Source organism: Paractinoplanes lichenicola, from assembly GCF_016785085.1.
GTDB classification, from domain to species: Bacteria; Actinomycetota; Actinomycetes; order Mycobacteriales; family Micromonosporaceae; genus Actinoplanes; species Actinoplanes lichenicola.
Genome location: NZ_JAENHO010000021.1, coordinates 1 through 17130, shown reverse-complemented (window position 1 = coordinate 17130; position 17130 = coordinate 1). Strand labels below are relative to the sequence as shown.

The window sequence follows — 17130 nt, the reverse complement described above, 5'->3', positions numbered from 1 at the left end:
CGCCGGGCGTTAACGTTACGGAAATTCCAGACGTCCGGGAGCCTTACGAAGATGAACAACTTGTGCTCAAGATAACTGGGACATCGGGCGTATCGCCATGTAACAGGCGTCAGCCGAGCTTGACCTTGAAGATCGGGTCGGCGGCCAGCTTCTTGAACGCGGCCAGCGCGGCCGGGGTGCTGTCGATGCTGATGTCGCGGTCGCCCTCGTCGTCCTTCTTGGTGTCGAAGTACACGATCGCCTTGATGCCGGGCCGCTTGGCCAGCTCGGGCAGGACGCTGTTGTAGACGGCCGACTTGTCGTTGACCTTGCCGACGCGGTGGTAGGCGCCCCACTCGGCGACCATGATCGGCTTGGCGGCGTGCTGGGTGATCGACCAGTCGTAGAAGCCGAGGCCGCCACCGGTCGGGGCGCGGTCGAGCAGGTCGTTGAACTTGCCGGCGTGGTAGTAGCCGGGCTCGACGCTCACGTAGGAGTCGAGACCCATCCAGTCGACGACGTCGTCACCGGGGTACAGGTCCTTCCACCACGACTGGGCCATCCACTTCTCGTTGCCCATGTACGCCATCACGTTGACGACGTTGGTGACGCCCTGGGCGCGCAGCCGCAGGATCGTGTGGCGGTACATCGCCGCGAAGTCCTTGGCCTCCATGCCGGAGCCGGCCTTGGCCACGACGTCGTTCTCGGGCTCGTGGTTCAGAACCAGGAAAAACTTCTTCCCGTACGCCTTGGCGCGCGCGGCGAAGGCGTCGATGCGCTTGTCCTGCTGGCCCTGGGCCACCTTCGCCCACGACGAGCCGTACGCGATCTTCCAGTTGGTCAGCAGCACCCGCGGGGCGGCGGCGTCGCTGGTCATCGCGATCTCGGCCTTGGTCGGGAAGTTCTCGTCACCCTTGTGGTACGTGTGGAAGATCGTGGAGGTGCGGCCGCTGAGCTTCTCCCAGTCCTTGAGGGCCTGGTCGCGCGGCGCGGTCGTGAAACCGCCGGCCGCGGCGCCCCAGAGCACGCCACAGGAGGGCACCAGCTTCGCGTCGGTCACACAGTCACCGGCGGGCTTGGGCGTCGACACCACGGGCGGCGACACGTCGGTGTCGGTCTTGACCTCGAGCACCGGGGCGCCGGTCTTGGCCTCGGCCGACTGGAAGCGCACGGCCGCACCGGTCGAGGACAGGGCGAAGGCGTACGTGCCGGGGCCCTTGACGACCTTGCCCAGGTCGAACGACAGGGTCGAGCCGGGGACGGCGCTGCCCAGCACCGAGCCCAGCGCCGGGGCGGTGGCCGCGGTGAGCTTGCCCTCGGTCCAGGCGGTGTTGGCGACCTGACGGATGGCAACCGTGCTGGCCGAGGGGGCCTGCGTGGTCAGCACGAGGCGCGCGCCGGCGACCTTGGTGCCCGCCGGGACGGCGAACTTGAGGAACGAGGTCTTGGTCTCCTTGCCGGCGATCCCGGCGACCAGCTTGGCCTCGCCACCGAAGGCGACATTCGTACGGGCGCTCGAGACGTACGCGTCGTCGCCCGCGGCAAGCTTCAGGGTGGTCCCCGCGGCGGCCTGAGCCGGGCCCGCGGCCGCGACACCGGCGGCACCGGCGATGACGGCGGTCAGCACCGAGTACTTCTTCAGCTTGGAACGACGCACTTTGAATCTCCCCCGCTCTGTCCGGCTGTTGTCAGCCGGGCATGTGAAAGAGATTCCGGCACGCCAGGTGCGCGTCCAGTGCCCGTACCGGTGCGGTCAGGTTGCGGGGGCCGTTTTCCTCAAGTCTTGCTTTTCGGTGCCTCGCACGGGTAGCCAGAGACCATGGAACTGATCATCGACGGGCACAACGACCTGCCCATGCAGCTACGCGGACGCTTCGGGTATCGGGTCGAGGGGCTGGACCAGGAGCGGCCCGAGCTGCAGACCGACATCCCCCGGCTGCGCGCGGGCGGCGTCGGCGGGCAGTTCTGGTCGGTCTACGTGCCGGGCGACCTGAGCGAGCCCGAGGCCGTGGTGGCGACGATGGAGCAGATCGACGCCGTCTACCGGATGGCCGCGGCCTACCCGGACGACTTCGCGATCGCGTACAGCGCCGACCACGTCGAGCAGGCCATGGCCGCGGGCAAGATCGCCTCGCTGCTCGGGATCGAGGGCGGGCACAGCCTGGCCACCTCGCTCGGGGTGCTGCGAGCCTTCGCGCGGCTGGGCGTGCGCTACGTGACCCTGACCCACAACGAGAACCTCTCGTGGGCCGACTCCGCCGTGCGTGAGTCCCGGGTCGGCGGGCTCAACGACGAAGGGCGAGCCGTCGTACGCGAGATGCAGCGGATCGGCGTCCTGGTGGACCTCTCGCACGTGGCCCCGGTGACGATGCACGCCGCGCTCGACACGGCGTTCGCCCCCGTCATCTTCAGTCACTCCGGCGTACGCGCCCTGCACGACCACCCGCGCAACGTGCCCGACGACGTGCTGACCCGGCTGCGCGACAACGGCGGCGTCATCCAGCTGACCTTCGTCGCGCCGTTCGTGTCGGCCGAGTCGCGAGCCTGGATGGCCGCCGCCGACGAGGAATGGCAGCGGCTCGGCCCGCCGTCGCGCCCGGCCGAGTGGCCGCGGGCCCCGCGCCCCGGCGAGGACCCGGCCACGCTGCCCGACTGGCCGGGCCCGGACCGGCTGGTCGAACCGGAGTTCGCGTCGTGGCTAGCCGCCAACCCGCGCCCGCCGGTGACCGTCGCGCAGGTGGCCGACCAGGTCGAGCACGCCCGCGACGTGGCCGGCGTCGACCACATCGGGCTGGGCGGCGACTACGACGGCACGCCGGAGCTGCCCGACGGCATGGGCGACGTGTCGAGCTATCCGCTGCTGCTGACCGAGCTCGCCGGGCGCGGCTGGTCGGACGACGACCTGGGCAAGCTGGCCGGGCGCAACATCCTGCGGGCCCTGCGCGAATCCGAGCGCCTGGCCGAGGAGCCGCTCTGGCCGCCGGTGCCGGCCCGCTAGACCAGCCCCGCGTCGTGCACCAGGATCGCCACCTGCACGCGGTTGTTGAGCTCCAGCTTGATCAGCAGGCGGGAGACGTGGGCCTTCACGGTCGCGACCGACATGTGCAGGTCACCCGCGATCTCGGCGTTGGACCGGCCCTGCGCGAGCGCCAGCGCCACGTCGCGTTCGCGCTCGCTGAGCTGGTCGAGCCGGGCGGTGGCGCGGGTGCGCGACGGCGGGGCCGGTGCGGCGACGTGCGCGATCAGCTGCCGGGTGATCGTGGGTGAGAGCATGGCCTCGCCCGCGGACACCCGGCGGACGGCGCGGAGGATCTCGGCCGGCGGCGTGTCCTTGAGCAGGAAGCCGCTGGCCCCGGCCCGCAGCGCGCCCAGCACGAACTCGTCGGCGTCGAAGGTGGTCAGCACGATCACCTCGGGGGCGCCGGGGCGGGCCCGCAGCGACTGGGTGGCGGCGAGCCCGTCGACGCGCGGCATCCGGATGTCCATCAGCACGACGTCGGGCTCGTGGCGCGACACCGCCCCGGGCACCTCGGCGCCGTCGGCCGCCTCACCGACCACGATGATGTCGGGTGCCGCCGACAGGATCATGCCGAGCCCGGCGCGCACGAGCGCGTCGTCGTCGACGATCAGCACCCGCACCGGCTGACTCCCGTCAGCGTCCGCTACGTCGGCCATAGTCGCCTTGCTGTCGTCCGCTATGTCGGCCATGGCAGCCATGCTGTCAGAGCGAACTCGTTCTGCGGCGTGCGGCCGTGGCTCAGCCGGCCGCCGGCCAGCGCCGCCCGCTCGGTCAGCCCGATCAGGCCCGTGCCGGTGCCCGGGATCGACGTGCCCGGCCCGCCGATCGGCCACGGGTTGCGGATGTCGATCACCAAGCCGTCGCCCGCCGAGCCGGCCACGTTGACCCGCACGACGGCGCCGGGCGCGTGCTTACGCGCATTCGTCAGGCCCTCCTGCACGATGCGATAGGCCGTGCGGCCCGTGCCGGCCGGCACCGCGGCCGGCTCGACCTCGACGTCGAGGCTGACTTTGACGCCCGCCGAGCGGGATTCCTCGGCCAGCGCGGGCAGCTCGCCGAGAGTCGGTTGCGGCGGCTCGGGCGCGCCCTCGGGCCGGTCGTCGCGCAGCACGCCGATCACCTCGCGCAGGTCTTGCAGGGCCTGATGGGCGCTGGCCCGGATGACCCCGGCCGCGTTGGCCACCTCGTCGGGCGCGGCGTTCGGCTTGATCTCGAGCGCGCCCGCATGCAGGCTCAGCAGCGAGATGCGGTGGGCCAGCACGTCGTGCATCTCGCGGGCGATGCGGTTGCGCTCGGTCGACCGGGCCTGCGCCACGCGCAGCTGCTGCTCGGCCTCGGCGCGCTCGGCGCGGTCCCGATACGACGCGACGAGCTGGCGGCGGGAGCGCACCACCATGCCCCACAGGCAGACGATCACCAGGAAGACCGTGCTCCAGGCGGTCGTCTCCCAATAGTTGCGGCCGGTCTCGGGGCGGATGAACGGGAAGACGGCGTTGGTGGCAGTGATGCTGACGAAAAAGAGGGCGAGCACCGAGAACTTGCGGTGCACGGCGACGGTGAAGAGCACGATGAGCAGCGTGAAGCCGGCGGCCACGGTGAAGATCGAGATGACCACGCAGAATATCGCCAGCGGGATCAGCAGTGTCGTGCGCCGCCACCACAGCCCGATCGCGGCCACCGTCGCGCACGCGAAGTCGGTCCAGATCAGCCAGGCGGGGTTGCCGGCCTGCTCGACCAGGAACGACGGCGTGGGCTGGAGCAGGTCATACGTCCCGTACGCGGTGAAGCCGAAGCCGAGCAGGAAGACGAGAACGTCGATCAGCCAGTCACGGGTCGACCTGCGGCCCGAATCCGACGCCTCGAGCGCGGAGGGCAGCAGCCACCGGTAATCCTGGCTGAGTTTTCCCACGTCCGAGACTCTACGGGCGGGCGGGAGACCCCGGATACCGACCAAAGTCGGTGTTGGTCCTAGACCAAGGTTCCGGGTGACCGACCTCCGGCCGAAGCGCCGGCCCACCCGGCGGCCGCAGGCTTGACTGCATGATCACGGTCGAGAATCTCACGAAGAGGTACGGCTCGCACAACGCCGTCAACGACGTGTCGTTCACCTGCGAGCCCGGCACGGTGACCGGCTTCCTGGGCCCGAACGGCGCCGGCAAGTCGACCACGATGCGCATGATCTGCGGCCTGTCCACGCCGACGTCGGGTTCGGCCACGGTCCGCGGCGTGCCCTACCGCCGGCTCGGCAACCCCGGCCGCGAGGTGGGCGTCCTGCTCGACGCGTCGGCGCAGCACCCCGGGCGTACGGGGAAAGAGGTCTTGACGCTGGCCGCCATGACCATGGGCATCGACAGCAAAGAGGTGCCGCGCGCGCTCGACCGGGTGGGGCTGAACACGGTCGCGGGCAAGCGCCGGGTCCGGGCCTACTCGCTGGGCATGCGGCAGCGGCTCGGCCTGGCCCTGGCCCTGCTGGGCGACCCGGCCGTGCTGATCCTCGACGAGCCGGCCAACGGTCTCGACCCCGAGGGCATCTTCTGGATGCGCGGGCTGCTGCGCGACTTCGCCGACCGCGGCGGGTCGGTGCTGCTCTCCTCCCACCTGCTGCGCGAGGTCGAGGCGGTCGCCGACCGGCTGGTCGTGATCGGCGGCGGCAAGATCGTGGCCCAGGGCGACAAGGCCGAACTGCTCGCCCAGACCGGCACCCTGGTGCGGGCGGCCGACCCCGCCGCGCTCGCGATGGTGCTCGACCGGGCCGGGCTGCCCGGCACACGGACGACCGACGGGGCCGTCGTGGTGCCGACCGGCTCCGAGGTGATCGGGCGCGCCGCCGCCGACGCCGGGCTCGTCCTGCTCGAGCTCAGGCCGGCCGGCTCCGGTGGCCTCGAGCAGATGTTCCTCACCCTGACCGCCGGCGATTCCGTCAAGGAGGCTGTCCGATGACCGCCGTTCTCGAAACCCCAGCCCCCTCCGTACGCCCGGAGGTCCGCTCCCCCGGCCTCGGCCGGCTCACCCTCGTCGAGCTGCGTAAGCTGGCCGACACCCGGGCCGGGCTCTGGCTCCTGATCATCATCGCGCTGGCCACCGTGGGCACCTCGGCGATCCTGATCGGCTGGGCGCCCGACGAGGAGCAGAACCTCGAGGGCTTCTTCGGCCTGGCCCTGCTGCCCTCGGCCGTGCTGCTGCCGGTGCTGGGCATCCTGTCGATGACCGCCGAATGGTCGCAGCGCACCGCGCTCACCACCTTCACGCTCGTGCCGGCCCGGGAACGGGTGATTGTGGCCAAGCTGGCGGCGGGCGTGCTGATCGCGCTGCTCTCCACCGTGGCGATGATGGTGATCGCGCTCGCGGCCACCGCGCTGGCCGGCGTCCTCGGCGGTGACGGCGGCTTCGACATCCCCGGCTCGCTCATCTGGCAGGGCGCGGCCATGCAGGTCGTCTTCATCCTGATGGGCCTGGCCTTCGGTGCTCTGCTGCTCAACTCGCCGCTGGCGATCGTGCTGTATCTGGCCCTGCCGATGGTGTGGGGCATCCTGGGCGGCACGATCAGCGCCCTGGCCGACGCCTCCCGCTGGCTCGACATCAACACGACGACCTCGGCGATGACCGAGGCCGGCATGACCGGCGGCGAATGGGCCCGGGTCGGCGTCTCGGCCGCCGTATGGGTGCTGCTGCCGTTGGTGGTCGGCGTCGTGCGGGTGCTGCGCCGCGAGGTGAACTAGCGTCCGTCCCGGGCCCGGGGCGGCGCTCACCCCGGGTTTGACCACGGCCGGGCGAGGGTACGCGCGGGCATGCCCATCGGTGCCCAACCGCCCGGCCGGCGCGGCACGGTCGAAGAGCCGTACAGCCCGCTCAACCTGCGGCTGATCCTGGCCGCGTTCGGGTTCGTCGTCTGCACGGTTCTTGGGATCCTGCTGCTGCGCGCCGGATGGACGGTGCCGGGCTGGCTGCTGCTGGCCTGGGCGGTGGTGGCCGCGATCGACATGGTCGTCGTGCAGCTGCGCCGCCGGGCCCGCCGCCGCGCCGAGAGAGGGCGGGACCACTCGCTCTTCGAATAGCCACCGGGACGCTGCCCGCCACGGGTAGCGTCCTTTTTCATGAGCCGCGCCCGGTTTGCAGCTTTTGCCGCTGTCACGCTCCTCGCCGGCACCCCCGCCGCCCTGGCCCGGCCCGCATCCGCTGCCCTCCCCGCCCCGGTCAGCGCCCAGCCCGCCGCGCTCACCCAGCCCGCCCCGCTCACCCAGCCCGGCACCCAGCCCGCCGCGCTCGCCATGCCTGGCGCTCGGCCCCCAGCCGCCGATCTTGCGTCCGACACTCGCGAGCTCAGCCGGGAGCACCTAACACTCGACGGACGCCCCCTTCCGACAAGTCCGAAATATCGCCCGCGCGCACGACCGCAGGGCCGGGCGGCGGCGCAGTCCACTCCCGCGGTCGGAACCGTACGGGAATGGGTTGGTCTGGACGACACGACCGGCAACCTCTATCGCAAGAACTACACGCTGAAGGCGGTCGGCAAACACATCGAGGTGTGGGTCGCGCAGGACCTCGCTTTCCCCGCCACCGACTGCCGCAAGAATTCGATCGAGGTCACCGACCGCAACGTCGCCGACCTGGTCCGCGAGTTCGACGGCACGATTCATCCGAAGGAGACGGCCGTCTTCGGCACCCCGCCCGAGCGCAACGGCGCGGCGGCGACGATGGACGGCGACTTCACCGGCGACGGCGACAAGACGGTCACCCTGGTCGACAACATCCGCGACACCAACTACTTCACCTTCCCCAAGGCGGTCACCTACGTCGCCGGGTTCTTCTCGCAGCAGCTCAACGAGCTCTTCGACCGCAACGTCATGACCATCGACGCGTACGACTGGAAGCACCGCCTCGGCGCGCAGCCGGCCGACGACCCCACGGATGATCTCTGCACGAGCCGGCCCGCCCGGCCCCGCATGTACGAGGCGACCTTCGCGCACGAATGGCAGCACCTGCTCACCTATTACACCGACCCGCACGAGACGACCTGGCTCAACGAGGGGATGGCCGACTTCGCGCAGACGCTGACCGGCTATGTCGACGGCCGGGCCGGGGTGCACGAGCCGGGCAACGACACGCACCTGATGTGCTTTCAGGGCTGGGGGCCGATGCGCACGCGCTACAACATCAACCCGCGTGACTGCGGCGGCCCGCAGAACTCGCTGAACCTGTGGGACGAGGGCGCGCCGAGCGAGGTGCTGGCCGACTACGGCAACGTCTATCAGTTCATGCTCTATCTGCGCGACCGATTCGGGATCGAAGTGCTGTCGGCGCTGCACCGCGACGGCCTGCGGCAGGGACTCGCCGGGGTGCAGGCGGCGCTGCCGGTCGGCGTGGCGCTCTACGACGTGCTGCACGACTTCCAGCTGATGACGCTGCTGGACGGCGTGGCGGGGCCGGTCGCGGGCATCGCCGCCGAGCGGGTCACCGCGGCCTCGCTGCGCTCCGCGATCAACCTGGACAACCGGTCCGCGTACGACATGGCGGGCGCGGCGCCGAACGGGGCCGATTACGTGCCGCTGCCGACGCCCCTGAAGTCGGTCTCGTTCCGGGGCGCCAGCACGCTCGACCCGCTGCCGACCGGCTGGACGATCGCCGGCGGCACTCTCTTCTCGGGCAACACCGCGAACCTCGACTCGTACGCGGTCAAGCCGGTGACCATTCCGGCCGGCGAGCCGGTGCTCTCCCTGGAGACCTCCTACGCCACCGAGGAGCGCTACGACTACGCGTACGTGATGATCTCGATCAACGGCGGGCGCACCTATCACGCCGTCACCGGCGACCGGACCGTGCCCGGGCGGCTCGGACCCGCCCTGACCGGCGCCAGCAACGGCGTCGTCACGGCGAACTATCCCCTCAAGGCGTACGCGGGCAAGAAGGTGCTGCTGGGCCTGCGCTACGTGACCGACGCGGCCTCCGCCAACGGCGGCTGGCGGATCGGAACCATCACCCTGGCCGGCCGCAAGCTCAGCGACGGCACCTCGCTGGCCGGCTGGACGTCCCCGACCGCGCTGCGGCGCACCCCCGTCCACGCCTGGCACGTACGCCTGGTCGGACTGGCCCCCGACCGAGCCGCGGTGGTCCCCGTGAACCAGTTCAAGCGGCTGGCCTCGTACCCGAAGGTGGTGGCCGTCATCTCGCACGACGAGCCCACCGAATCCGAGAAGCGCTACGCCCCGTATCGGCTGGTCGTCAACGGCACCCTGCAGCCCGGCGGCTCCGGGGGTCATGGCAGCAGGCCGTAGATCAGCGCCGGGGAACCCGAGCCGGCGCGGTTGATCTGGCCGCCGCAGAGGATGTGGACGCCCGTCTCGGGCAGCGCTTGGAGATTGGCCAGGACCTCCAGGCTGATGCGATGTCGCTGGTAGACCAGGTGGGACACCGTGTAGGTGGCGTCGGCGCCGACGTCGGGGCTGAACGCGTCGGTGCCCGTGCCGCCGCGGTGGCCGAGGCGGCCCGTGTCGATCAGCCAGCGCGCGGTCTCGACAGCGAAGCCCGGATGATGCGGCGACCCGTCGGCGCCGGCGTTGGTGAACTCGGCCGTGCCCCACTTGGCGTCCCAGCCCGTCCAGATGATCACCATCGACTCGGCGGGGATGCGCCCGTGCGTCTCCTCCCAGGCCTCGATGTCGGCGATCGTCACGGCATAGTCGGGATCGCGGGCACACTTCTCCCGTACGTCGATTTTGACCGCCCCCAGATGCAGGTCGTCGAGGTCGAGCTCGTCGGCCAGCGGCTCGCCCTGGTTGAAGTGGCCGGGCGCGCCCCAGTGGGTGCCGGTGTGCTCGCCCTGGCGGACGAAGCGCAGGTAATAACCGTCGTTCTCGATCGTGGCGACCGTCTCGAGCTCGAAGGGCGGGTCGCCGGGGTAGACGTTTGTGGTGGCGGGGTCGTGCACGTGGGACAGGCTCACGAGTCGCATGCCGCAGCACCATACACTCATTGACAGTGTCACGATGACAGTGTCATAGTCGTGGGCATGTGGACGCTGGACGAGTTGGTAGAACGGGTGCGTGAGGCCCTCGAGGCCGAATACCCCGGCGCGCCGAACGGACGCGTGCGCGATGTGCCCGATCGCCGGGCCATCCGGTGGTATTCGACGATCGGCCTGGTCGACAAGCCGCTCGGCATGCGCGGCCGCACCGCTCTTTACGGCCCGCGCCACCTGCAGCAACTGGTCGCCGTCAAACGGCGGCAGGCCGAGGGTCTCACCATCGCCCAGATCCAGGCCGAGCTGACCGCAATCTCCCCGGCCCGCCTCACCGAGATAGCCCTCGTTCCGTCCAACCTCATGGTCACGATCGACGAAGAAGCGTTCGGGCAGCAGCACACCCAGCGCTCGCGATTCTGGGCCGACCGCCCCGCCGAGGCCCCCGCGCCGCCGGCCGACCTCCCGCTGCCCGCCCCGCCCTCGCCCGTCCGTTCGGTCGCGGCGAGCCAGGCATTCACTGGCCTGGCCCTCGGTGGCGGTGTGCTGTTGCTCGTTCCCGCCGCCGTCTCCGATGCCGACCGCGACGCCGTCGCCGAGGCCGCCGCCCCCTTGCTCGACCTGCTCACCGCCCGAGGCCTGACCACCGCCGACGGCTTGATCGATGGGAGTCCGTCATGACCTTTTCCGTCACCCCGATGGCGCCGGGGGAGATCAGCCGCATCCGGATCCTCCCCGACGCCGGCTTCGGCATGCTGCGCACCGACCGCGGCGCCCTGCCGCTCGACCGGCTCGACGTCCGGGCCCGCATCAGCGGCCTGGTCGCGCGCACGGTCGTGACCACCGAGTTCGTCAACGTGCACGACGACGCGCTCGAGGCGACCTATGTCTTTCCGCTGCCCGACCGGGCCGCGGTCACCGGCATGACGATGACCTGCGACGACCGCGTGGTCACGGCCGAGCTGCAGGAACGCGGGGCGGCCCGGGAGGCGTACGACCAGGCGATCGCCTCCGGCCGGCGCGCGTCGATCGCCGAGGAGGAGCGGCCCGACGTGTTCACGATGCGGGTCGGCAACGTCGTGCCCGGCGAGCGGGTCACCGTCGAGCTGAGCCTGGTCGGGCCGCTGCCCTTCGAGGACGGCGAGGCCACGTTCCGGTTCCCGCTGGTCGTGGCGCCGCGCTACATTCCCGGCACGCCGCTGCCCGGCAAGTCGGTGGGCGACGGCTGGGTGCCCGACACCGACGCCGTGCCCGACGCCTCGCGCATCACTCCCCCGGTGCTGCTGCCCGGCTTCCCCAACCCGTTGCGGCTGGGGGTCTCCGTCGAGATCGACCCGGCCGGCCTCGAGCTGGGCGAAGTGCGATCGAGCCTGCACACGGTGGTCGACCGCGACGGCGTCCTGACGATCGGTCCCGACGAGCGCGCCAACCGCGACTTCATCCTGCGCCTGCCCTACACCGGCGGCGGCCAGACCGCGATCGCCGTGCCCGACGAGTCCGCCGAGGAGCCCGAGGGCGTCTTCCAGCTGGTGGTGTTGCCGCCCGCCGACTCCACTCCCGCCCGCCCCAAAGACGTGGTGCTGCTGCTCGACCGCTCGGGCAGCATGGGCGGCTGGAAGATGGTGGCCGCCCGGCGGGCCGCGGCCCGGGTGGTCGACACGCTGACCGCCGCCGACCGCTTCGCCGTGCTCACGTTCGACCACCAGGTCGACCGGCCCGACGACCTGCCGGCCGGGCTGGCCGAGGCGACCGACCGGCATCGCTTCCGCGCCGTCGAGCATCTGGCCAAGGCCGGCGCCCGCGGCGGCACCGAGCTGCTCAGCCCGCTGCGCGAGGGGCTCGAGCTGCTGCGCGCGAGCGAGGGCCGCGACCGGGTGCTCGTGCTGGTCACCGACGGCCAGGTCGGCAACGAGGATCAAAACGTCCACGACGTCACGCCGCTGATCGGCACGACCCGCATCCACACCATCGGGATCGACCGCGCGGTCAACGCCGGGTTCCTGGGGCGGCTCGCCGCGCTGGGGGCCGGCCGGGCCGAGCTGGTCGAGAGCGAGGACCGTCTCGACGAGGCGATGGAGCACATCCACCGCCGCATCGGCGCCCCGGTCGTCACCGGCCTGAGCGTCACGGCCTCGGGCATGACGCTGGTCGACGACGACCGGTCGCCGGCCCGGCTGCCGGGGCTCTATCCCGGCGTTCCGCTCGTGGTGAGCGGGCGCTACACCGGCCGCCCGGCCGGCGAGCTGGTGGTCACCGGGCGCACGCGTGACGACCAGGAGTTCCGGACGACCGTGGCGGTGCGCGAGAAGCACGAGGCGGCGATCGAGGCCCAGTGGGCCCGGGCGCGGCTGCGCGATCTGGAAGACGCTTATGCCGCGGGCGACCCCGGCCTCGAGCGGCGCATCGTGGCGACCTCCCTGCGCTACGGGGTGCTGTGCCGGTTCACGGCGTTCGTGGCGGTGGACAGCCGGGTGGTCAACGAGGGCGGCGAGACGCGCCGGGTGACCCAGCCGGTCGAGTTCCCCGACGGCTGGGAGGCCATGGACGACGTGGCGGCGGCCAGCATGATGCCGATGGTCGCCGGAGCGGCCGCCCCGATGCCCGCGCCGCCTCCGTCCGCGCCGGGCCGGTTCGCCCCGGCCACCCTGGAGTCGATCGCCGCCCCGGCCGAGACGGGTTCCGGCGGCGTGGGTGGCGGCGCGGTGCTGGGCAGCCCGGCCGGCGACGGTGGCTTCCGGCGGGGACGCGTCGCCGCCCGCCCGGCGATGATGCGGGCCAAGGCCCAGGCCTCGTTCGGGGGTGCGCCGAGCATCGACGAGGTGCGCGTGCTGGCCGCGACCGAGGCCCAGCGGCTGCGTGACGCGGCCGGGCTGCCCGACTGGGAACGCCGCGATCTGCTGGACGACCTGGCCAGCCGGCTGCATGTGCTGGCCGGGTGGCTCGACGACCCCGAGTTCGCCCCGCTGAAGGACCTGGTGGCGACGCTCCGCTCCGACGCCGGAGTGGCCGAGAAATGGGCGGCGGCGACGGAGGTCCTGACCGCCTTTGCCGGCGACAAGACCCCGGCCCAGGCCGAGTCCGAAGACACCACTCCGGAGCGCAAGTCGTTCTGGAAACGCTGAGACGCCCCGCCCGCCGGCTGACTGCCGGCGGGCGCGGTGACCTCAGCGGACGGGCGGGAGGACCTTCGGGCTGTCCGCGGCGGGGAGGCCGTGGGCGGCGATCTCGGCCGGGTTGGCGGTGTCCAGCGTGAAGACGTCCTCGGCGGTCTCGTCCGGGTCGTCGCTCAGCTTCGTCCGGAACGGCTGGATGTCGCCGACGCAGGCCTTGCCCGGGGCCGGCAGGGCGCGCGTGAGCAGGTAGTGATCCATCGCGTTGGTCACGCAGGCCGACGTGCCGTAGGCGGTGTGGCCCCAGTTGGCGCTCGAAAGGAGGCGGCTGTGCGGAATCAGCTCGGCCGACTTGACCGCGTCGACGTAGTTCGTCGCCGGGTCCCAGAAGCTGCCGACGACCAGCACCGGGTTCTTGGTCAGGCGGTTGAACGGCCCGGTGTAGGCGTCCTCGTCGCGGACAGTCCACGAGTCGCGGGCGCACGCCGCGCTCGCCCACACCCAGGCCCGGCCGAAGTAGGGGGCTCGCTTATCGGCCTTGGCGCCCGCCTTCACCCAGGCGGAGCCGTGCGCGGGGTGACGGCCGTCGGTGCACATGACGGCGTTGTAGGCGTCGAACGAGTTGTCGTAGGGGAAAGCCCGGCCGATCGCCTTCTGGTGCGCCCGGGCCACGACGGCCACCTCGGCGCCGGTGGTCTTCGCGCCAGGCGTGGTGAGCCGCCAGAGCGCGGCCGCCATCTCGGTCACCTCGGCGCCCGCCTCGACGTCGTAGAGCGAGCTCAACGCCATGCTGACGAAAGCGGCGTAGGTGATCTTCTGGCCGCCCACGGTCAGCGGCTTGGCCTTGAGCCGGTCCGCGATGATCCGGAAGCGGCGCAGCGCCTGCCCGGAAAATGCGCACTTGTCCGAGCCGGCCGCGTTGCAGCGGCGCATGATCTCCTGCAGGGCCTTCCACGCGCCGTCGGCCGAGCGCAGCCGGTCGTCCTGCACCTGCCCCGCCGTGCGGCTGCTGCCGACCCACGCCCGCGGGTCGATCACGCCGTCGACGGCGATCGCGCGGAAGCGGTCGGGAAACATGTTCGCGTAGTACTGCCCGACCGCGGTGCCGTAGCTGAAGCCCAGGTAGCTGAGCTTGCTGTCGCCGACCGCCCGGCGCATGACGTCCATGTCCCGCGCGACCTCGGCGGTCGACATCGAGCCGGCAAGCTCGCGCCCTGCGGTCGAGCAGGCCCGGCCCTGCTTGGCGGCCGCCTTCAGGAAAGCCTTCTCCTGCTTGACCCCGTACGGGAAACCGGTGTTGAGCTTGGCCACGACGGGCTGCTGGCGGCCGGGGTCGCCGAAACAGTTGACGGGGTCGCTGAAGCCGACGCCGCGCGGATCCATGCCGACGATGTCGAAGCGCTCGAGCAGCGAGTCGCTCATGAAGTAGGGCGCGGCCAGGGCGAGCCCGACACTCGAGGCGCCGGGGCCGCCCGGATTCACGAAGAGGCTTCCGATCTTGTGCTTCTGGTCGCGGGCCTTGACGCGCAGCAGGGCCAGCGTGACCTTCCGGCCGTACGGGCGGTCGTAGTCGAGCGGCACCTGCGCGGTCGCGCACTGCGCCCACGTGTAGCACGAATACCAGCGCAGCTTCGGCGTCGCCACGGAGTCGACGCGACGGCGCTCCACCGAGGAGGTGCGGACGGTTCGCGACTCGGCGGCGACGTCCGGGGTGCCCGCGGCCGCGGCCGGCGCGATCAGCGCACCGGCCATGACCAGGCCCGCGACGCCCGCGGCGAGCAGGCGGGAGGGAAGCGACATGGGGACCTTCCTGATCGGCCGGTGCCCGTGTCGCGCCCGGATGAGCTGAAAGGTAGGTTCGCTGGAGATCAAGTTGGATCGCTGTCAGGGAGCAGGAAAGTTGCTGCCGGGTCAACTGTCGCCAAGCCGACTGAATGTCATCGATCACTGCCCGAACTGCCACAACGGGCGGAAAGTCGGATGTTCACGGGGCGGCGGATTCACGATCATCGCGGGTATGTTGGGCGGCCGATCGTCTTGTGCAGACTCGATGGCGGCGGGTGAAGCGTGACGGACGGTGACCAGAACGGCGAGCGGGATCCCCTGCTCGTGCGCCCGTTCGTGCTGCGCGATTCCGGCACGCTCGACGACGACGAATCCACCCAGACTTGGCCCTCGACGCCGGACGCCGCACAGCACACCAGCGCGGACGCGCCGACGGCGATCCTGCACCTACCGTTCAAGCGCCACGCCGCGGCCAAGCCCGGAACGGCCGGCAATCACCGGCGCCGCCTGCTGGTCATGGCCTCGGCTGCCACGGTCGTAGTGCTGGGAGCGGCCGCCGCCGGCTATGCGGCGCTGCGCTCCGAGGACGTGCGGCCATCGGTCGCCACCGAGCCCGGCGCCGAGATCCCCGCGGCAAAGGCCCCACTGCCCACGAGCGCGGCCGTCTCGCCGTCGATCTCCGGCACGTCGACCGGTCAGCCGGGCCGCACGAGCAGCACAAGTGGCGTCCCCTCGACGTCGTCGTCGGCGTCCGCGAGCGCCGGAGTCTCGGCACCCGGGGTGCCGCCCGTCGCCACCAGCCCGACCCCGATCTCGCTCACCCCCACATCGCCCGGCGGCGGCGAGAAGACGGCCCCGACGGGCGGCCCGCAGCTGGTCGCACCCGATCCCCCGTCAAGCGACCGCACCGCCGTGATCCGCGGCCAGAACGGCCAGTGCCTCGACCTGAACGGCGCGGTCGCAGTCGACGGCAATTTCGTGCAAACGTACGAGTGCAACAACTCGGTCGCCCAAACATGGACGCTGGCCACCGACGGCACCCTGCGCGTCATGGGCAAATGCGCCCTCCTGGTCGGCGGCGGCGCCGTCGAGGTCACCACATGCGACGGCCGAACCCCGGCCCAGTGGCGCGCCTCCGGCCAACGCCTGCTCAGCGCAGTAAACAACAACTGCCTCACCGACCCGGCAGGCGGCCGCAAGTCCGGCAGCCGCGTCGTAGTCACCGACTGCACCGGCTCCGCCAACCAGCGCTGGTCCCTCCCCTAGAGCTGCCGTGACTCCCGGCGGTCGTTAAGGCGCTCTCACCGGTTTCTCCAACGCCGCCCACCGGCCAGGGCGAGCAATGGAAGCGACCCGGAGCGACCGGTCCTGGGCGGCTTCCACCTGCCTCCGTCGCTCCCTGGCCGCTCCGCCGCCGCTGGCCCGCCCGTGTGTTTATCCGCCCCTGGCGCGCCGACCACGATCCCGTCCTGTTCTTCGCCATCTCGCTCCCCGCCCACCGCGTCACCTAACACGACCGACGGCACTCGCCGTCCGCTGTGACACCAGCAACCGAGCCACCTTCCAGCGTTTACTTGCCACGAACCACGTCACCCATCCACCCCGCTCCGCACCACGCCTTCCCGCGTTCGCCCACCCGCCAGAGCGACGCCACCCACCCGTCCCGCTCCGCACTACTGCTGCCCGCGTTTCGCTCACCCGCCGAGCAACGCCGCCCACCCGTTCCGCTCCACACCACCGCCGCCCGCATGCGCCCACCCGCCACGAACGACGCCCATCCATCCCGCTCCACACCACCGCCGCCGGCATCCGCCCACCCGCCAAGCAACGCCACCCACCAATCCCGCTCCACACCACCGCCGCCCACATCCGCCCACCCGCCAAGCAACGCCGCCCACCCATCCCGCTCCACACCACCGCCGCCCGCATCCGCCACCCGCCACGAACGACGCCACCCACCCGTCCCGCTTAGCCCACCGCCGACTACCCCCTGGCCTTCGGCCGCTCGCCGCCTGCCACGGTGGCGGGCCCGCCTGCTCGCAGCGGCTGATCGGTGTCGAGCGCGGATGTGCACCCCATTTGCCCGTCAGGCCGCCAGCCCGCCAGCCGATTATCTGCGGCTCCTTCTGCTCTCCAGCCCCTCCAGCCCCTCCAGCCCCTCCAGCCCCTCCAGCCCCTCCAGCCCCTCCCCCCCCCCCCCTCACATGGCCGCCCCCCCACCCCTCGTCCGCCCCCTCTCCCCTATTCACCCCGCTTTCCCGTTTTTCCGCCCTCTCCCCGTT

The 17130-nt window shown here is 71.6% G+C and carries 13 protein-coding genes; 8 read left to right on the top strand and 5 right to left on the bottom strand.

From position 1 onward, the window contains the following. Positions 1 to 109 precede the first annotated feature (109 nt). Positions 110 to 1636, bottom strand: a complete 1527-nt coding sequence (locus JKJ07_RS45960; RefSeq protein ID WP_203078108.1) for a CBM96 family carbohydrate-binding protein — start codon at positions 1634 to 1636, stop codon at positions 110 to 112. A 162-nt stretch (positions 1637 to 1798) separates the two neighbouring features. Between JKJ07_RS45960 and JKJ07_RS45955 the strand changes: the two genes are divergently transcribed. Next, positions 1799 to 2977 carry a dipeptidase gene (locus JKJ07_RS45955; protein ID WP_203078107.1) on the top strand — a complete coding sequence of 393 codons (1179 nt, stop codon included), beginning with the start codon at positions 1799 to 1801 and terminating at the stop codon, positions 2975 to 2977. On the opposite strand, the gene JKJ07_RS45950 is transcribed toward JKJ07_RS45955, so the two are convergent. Both JKJ07_RS45950 and JKJ07_RS45945 read right to left on the bottom strand, forming a co-directional pair. Next, a complete protein-coding gene (locus JKJ07_RS45950; RefSeq protein WP_438871513.1) occupies positions 2974 to 3654 on the bottom strand; it encodes a response regulator in 681 nt (226 codons plus the stop codon). The genes JKJ07_RS45955 and JKJ07_RS45950 overlap by 4 nt on opposite strands. Before the next feature lie 20 nt (positions 3655 to 3674). After that, a complete protein-coding gene (locus JKJ07_RS45945; RefSeq protein WP_203078105.1) occupies positions 3675 to 4907 on the bottom strand; it encodes a sensor histidine kinase in 1233 nt (410 codons plus the stop codon). 131 nt (positions 4908 to 5038) lie between these two features. On the opposite strand from JKJ07_RS45945, the gene JKJ07_RS45940 reads away from it, so the two are divergent. The 4 genes from JKJ07_RS45940 to JKJ07_RS45925 all read left to right on the top strand — a co-directional run bounded on the left by JKJ07_RS45940 (position 5039) and on the right by JKJ07_RS45925 (position 9270). Continuing rightward, positions 5039 to 5938, top strand: a complete 900-nt coding sequence (locus JKJ07_RS45940) for an ABC transporter ATP-binding protein (protein ID WP_203078104.1) — start codon at positions 5039 to 5041, stop codon at positions 5936 to 5938. Continuing rightward, positions 5935 to 6717: an ABC transporter permease gene (locus JKJ07_RS45935; RefSeq protein ID WP_203078103.1), complete on the top strand. Its 783-nt coding sequence runs from the start codon at positions 5935 to 5937 to the stop codon at positions 6715 to 6717. Before JKJ07_RS45940 ends, JKJ07_RS45935 begins: the two co-directional genes overlap by 4 nt. 69 nt (positions 6718 to 6786) lie before the next feature. Beyond that, complete coding sequence (locus JKJ07_RS45930) at positions 6787 to 7053, top strand: hypothetical protein (RefSeq protein WP_203078102.1); 267 nt, start codon at positions 6787 to 6789, stop codon at positions 7051 to 7053. A gap of 39 nt (positions 7054 to 7092) precedes the next feature. Further along, positions 7093 to 9270 carry an immune inhibitor A domain-containing protein gene (locus JKJ07_RS45925; RefSeq protein WP_203078101.1) on the top strand — a complete coding sequence of 726 codons (2178 nt, stop codon included), beginning with the start codon at positions 7093 to 7095 and terminating at the stop codon, positions 9268 to 9270. Here the strand turns inward: JKJ07_RS45925 and JKJ07_RS45920 are convergent. Continuing rightward, positions 9252 to 9947, bottom strand: a complete 696-nt coding sequence (locus JKJ07_RS45920; RefSeq protein WP_203078100.1) for a cyclase family protein — start codon at positions 9945 to 9947, stop codon at positions 9252 to 9254. The genes JKJ07_RS45925 and JKJ07_RS45920 overlap by 19 nt on opposite strands. A 57-nt stretch (positions 9948 to 10004) precedes the next feature. Here JKJ07_RS45920 and JKJ07_RS45915 point away from each other — a divergent pair, with 57 nt between their 5' ends. Further along, a complete protein-coding gene (locus JKJ07_RS45915; RefSeq protein WP_203078099.1) occupies positions 10005 to 10634 on the top strand; it encodes a MerR family transcriptional regulator in 630 nt (209 codons plus the stop codon). Next, entirely contained in the window at positions 10631 to 13075 is a 2445-nt protein-coding gene (locus tag JKJ07_RS45910; protein ID WP_203078098.1) for a VIT domain-containing protein, read from the top strand. Before JKJ07_RS45915 ends, JKJ07_RS45910 begins: the two co-directional genes overlap by 4 nt. Before the next feature lie 42 nt (positions 13076 to 13117). Here JKJ07_RS45910 and JKJ07_RS45905 read toward each other — a convergent pair whose 3' ends face one another. After that, positions 13118 to 14863 carry an alpha/beta hydrolase gene (locus JKJ07_RS45905; RefSeq protein WP_203078097.1) on the bottom strand — a complete coding sequence of 582 codons (1746 nt, stop codon included), beginning with the start codon at positions 14861 to 14863 and terminating at the stop codon, positions 13118 to 13120. Between the two features lie 267 nt (positions 14864 to 15130). On the opposite strand from JKJ07_RS45905, the gene JKJ07_RS45900 reads away from it, so the two are divergent. Then, positions 15131 to 16114 (top strand): ricin-type beta-trefoil lectin domain protein, encoded by a 984-nt coding sequence (locus JKJ07_RS45900; protein ID WP_203078096.1) that lies wholly within the window; start codon positions 15131 to 15133, stop codon positions 16112 to 16114. The last annotated feature ends 1016 nt before the right edge of the window (positions 16115 to 17130 follow it).

What these genes read in the sequence shown, in the direction of transcription:
- JKJ07_RS45920 (WP_203078100.1), bottom strand. Translation starts at nt 9,947, where the DNA reads ATGCGACTCGTGAGCCTGTCCCACGTGCACGACCCCGCCACCACAAAC.
- JKJ07_RS45955 (WP_203078107.1), top strand. Translation starts at nt 1,799, where the DNA reads ATGGAACTGATCATCGACGGGCACAACGACCTGCCCATGCAGCTACGC.
- JKJ07_RS45935 (WP_203078103.1), top strand. Translation starts at nt 5,935, where the DNA reads ATGACCGCCGTTCTCGAAACCCCAGCCCCCTCCGTACGCCCGGAGGTC.
- JKJ07_RS45910 (WP_203078098.1), top strand. Translation starts at nt 10,631, where the DNA reads ATGACCTTTTCCGTCACCCCGATGGCGCCGGGGGAGATCAGCCGCATC.
- JKJ07_RS45930 (WP_203078102.1), top strand. Translation starts at nt 6,787, where the DNA reads ATGCCCATCGGTGCCCAACCGCCCGGCCGGCGCGGCACGGTCGAAGAG.
- JKJ07_RS45925 (WP_203078101.1), top strand. Translation starts at nt 7,093, where the DNA reads ATGAGCCGCGCCCGGTTTGCAGCTTTTGCCGCTGTCACGCTCCTCGCC.
- JKJ07_RS45905 (WP_203078097.1), bottom strand. Translation starts at nt 14,863, where the DNA reads ATGTCGCTTCCCTCCCGCCTGCTCGCCGCGGGCGTCGCGGGCCTGGTC.
- JKJ07_RS45915 (WP_203078099.1), top strand. Translation starts at nt 10,005, where the DNA reads ATGTGGACGCTGGACGAGTTGGTAGAACGGGTGCGTGAGGCCCTCGAG.
- JKJ07_RS45950 (WP_438871513.1), bottom strand. Translation starts at nt 3,654, where the DNA reads ATGGCCGACGTAGCGGACGCTGACGGGAGTCAGCCGGTGCGGGTGCTG.
- JKJ07_RS45940 (WP_203078104.1), top strand. Translation starts at nt 5,039, where the DNA reads ATGATCACGGTCGAGAATCTCACGAAGAGGTACGGCTCGCACAACGCC.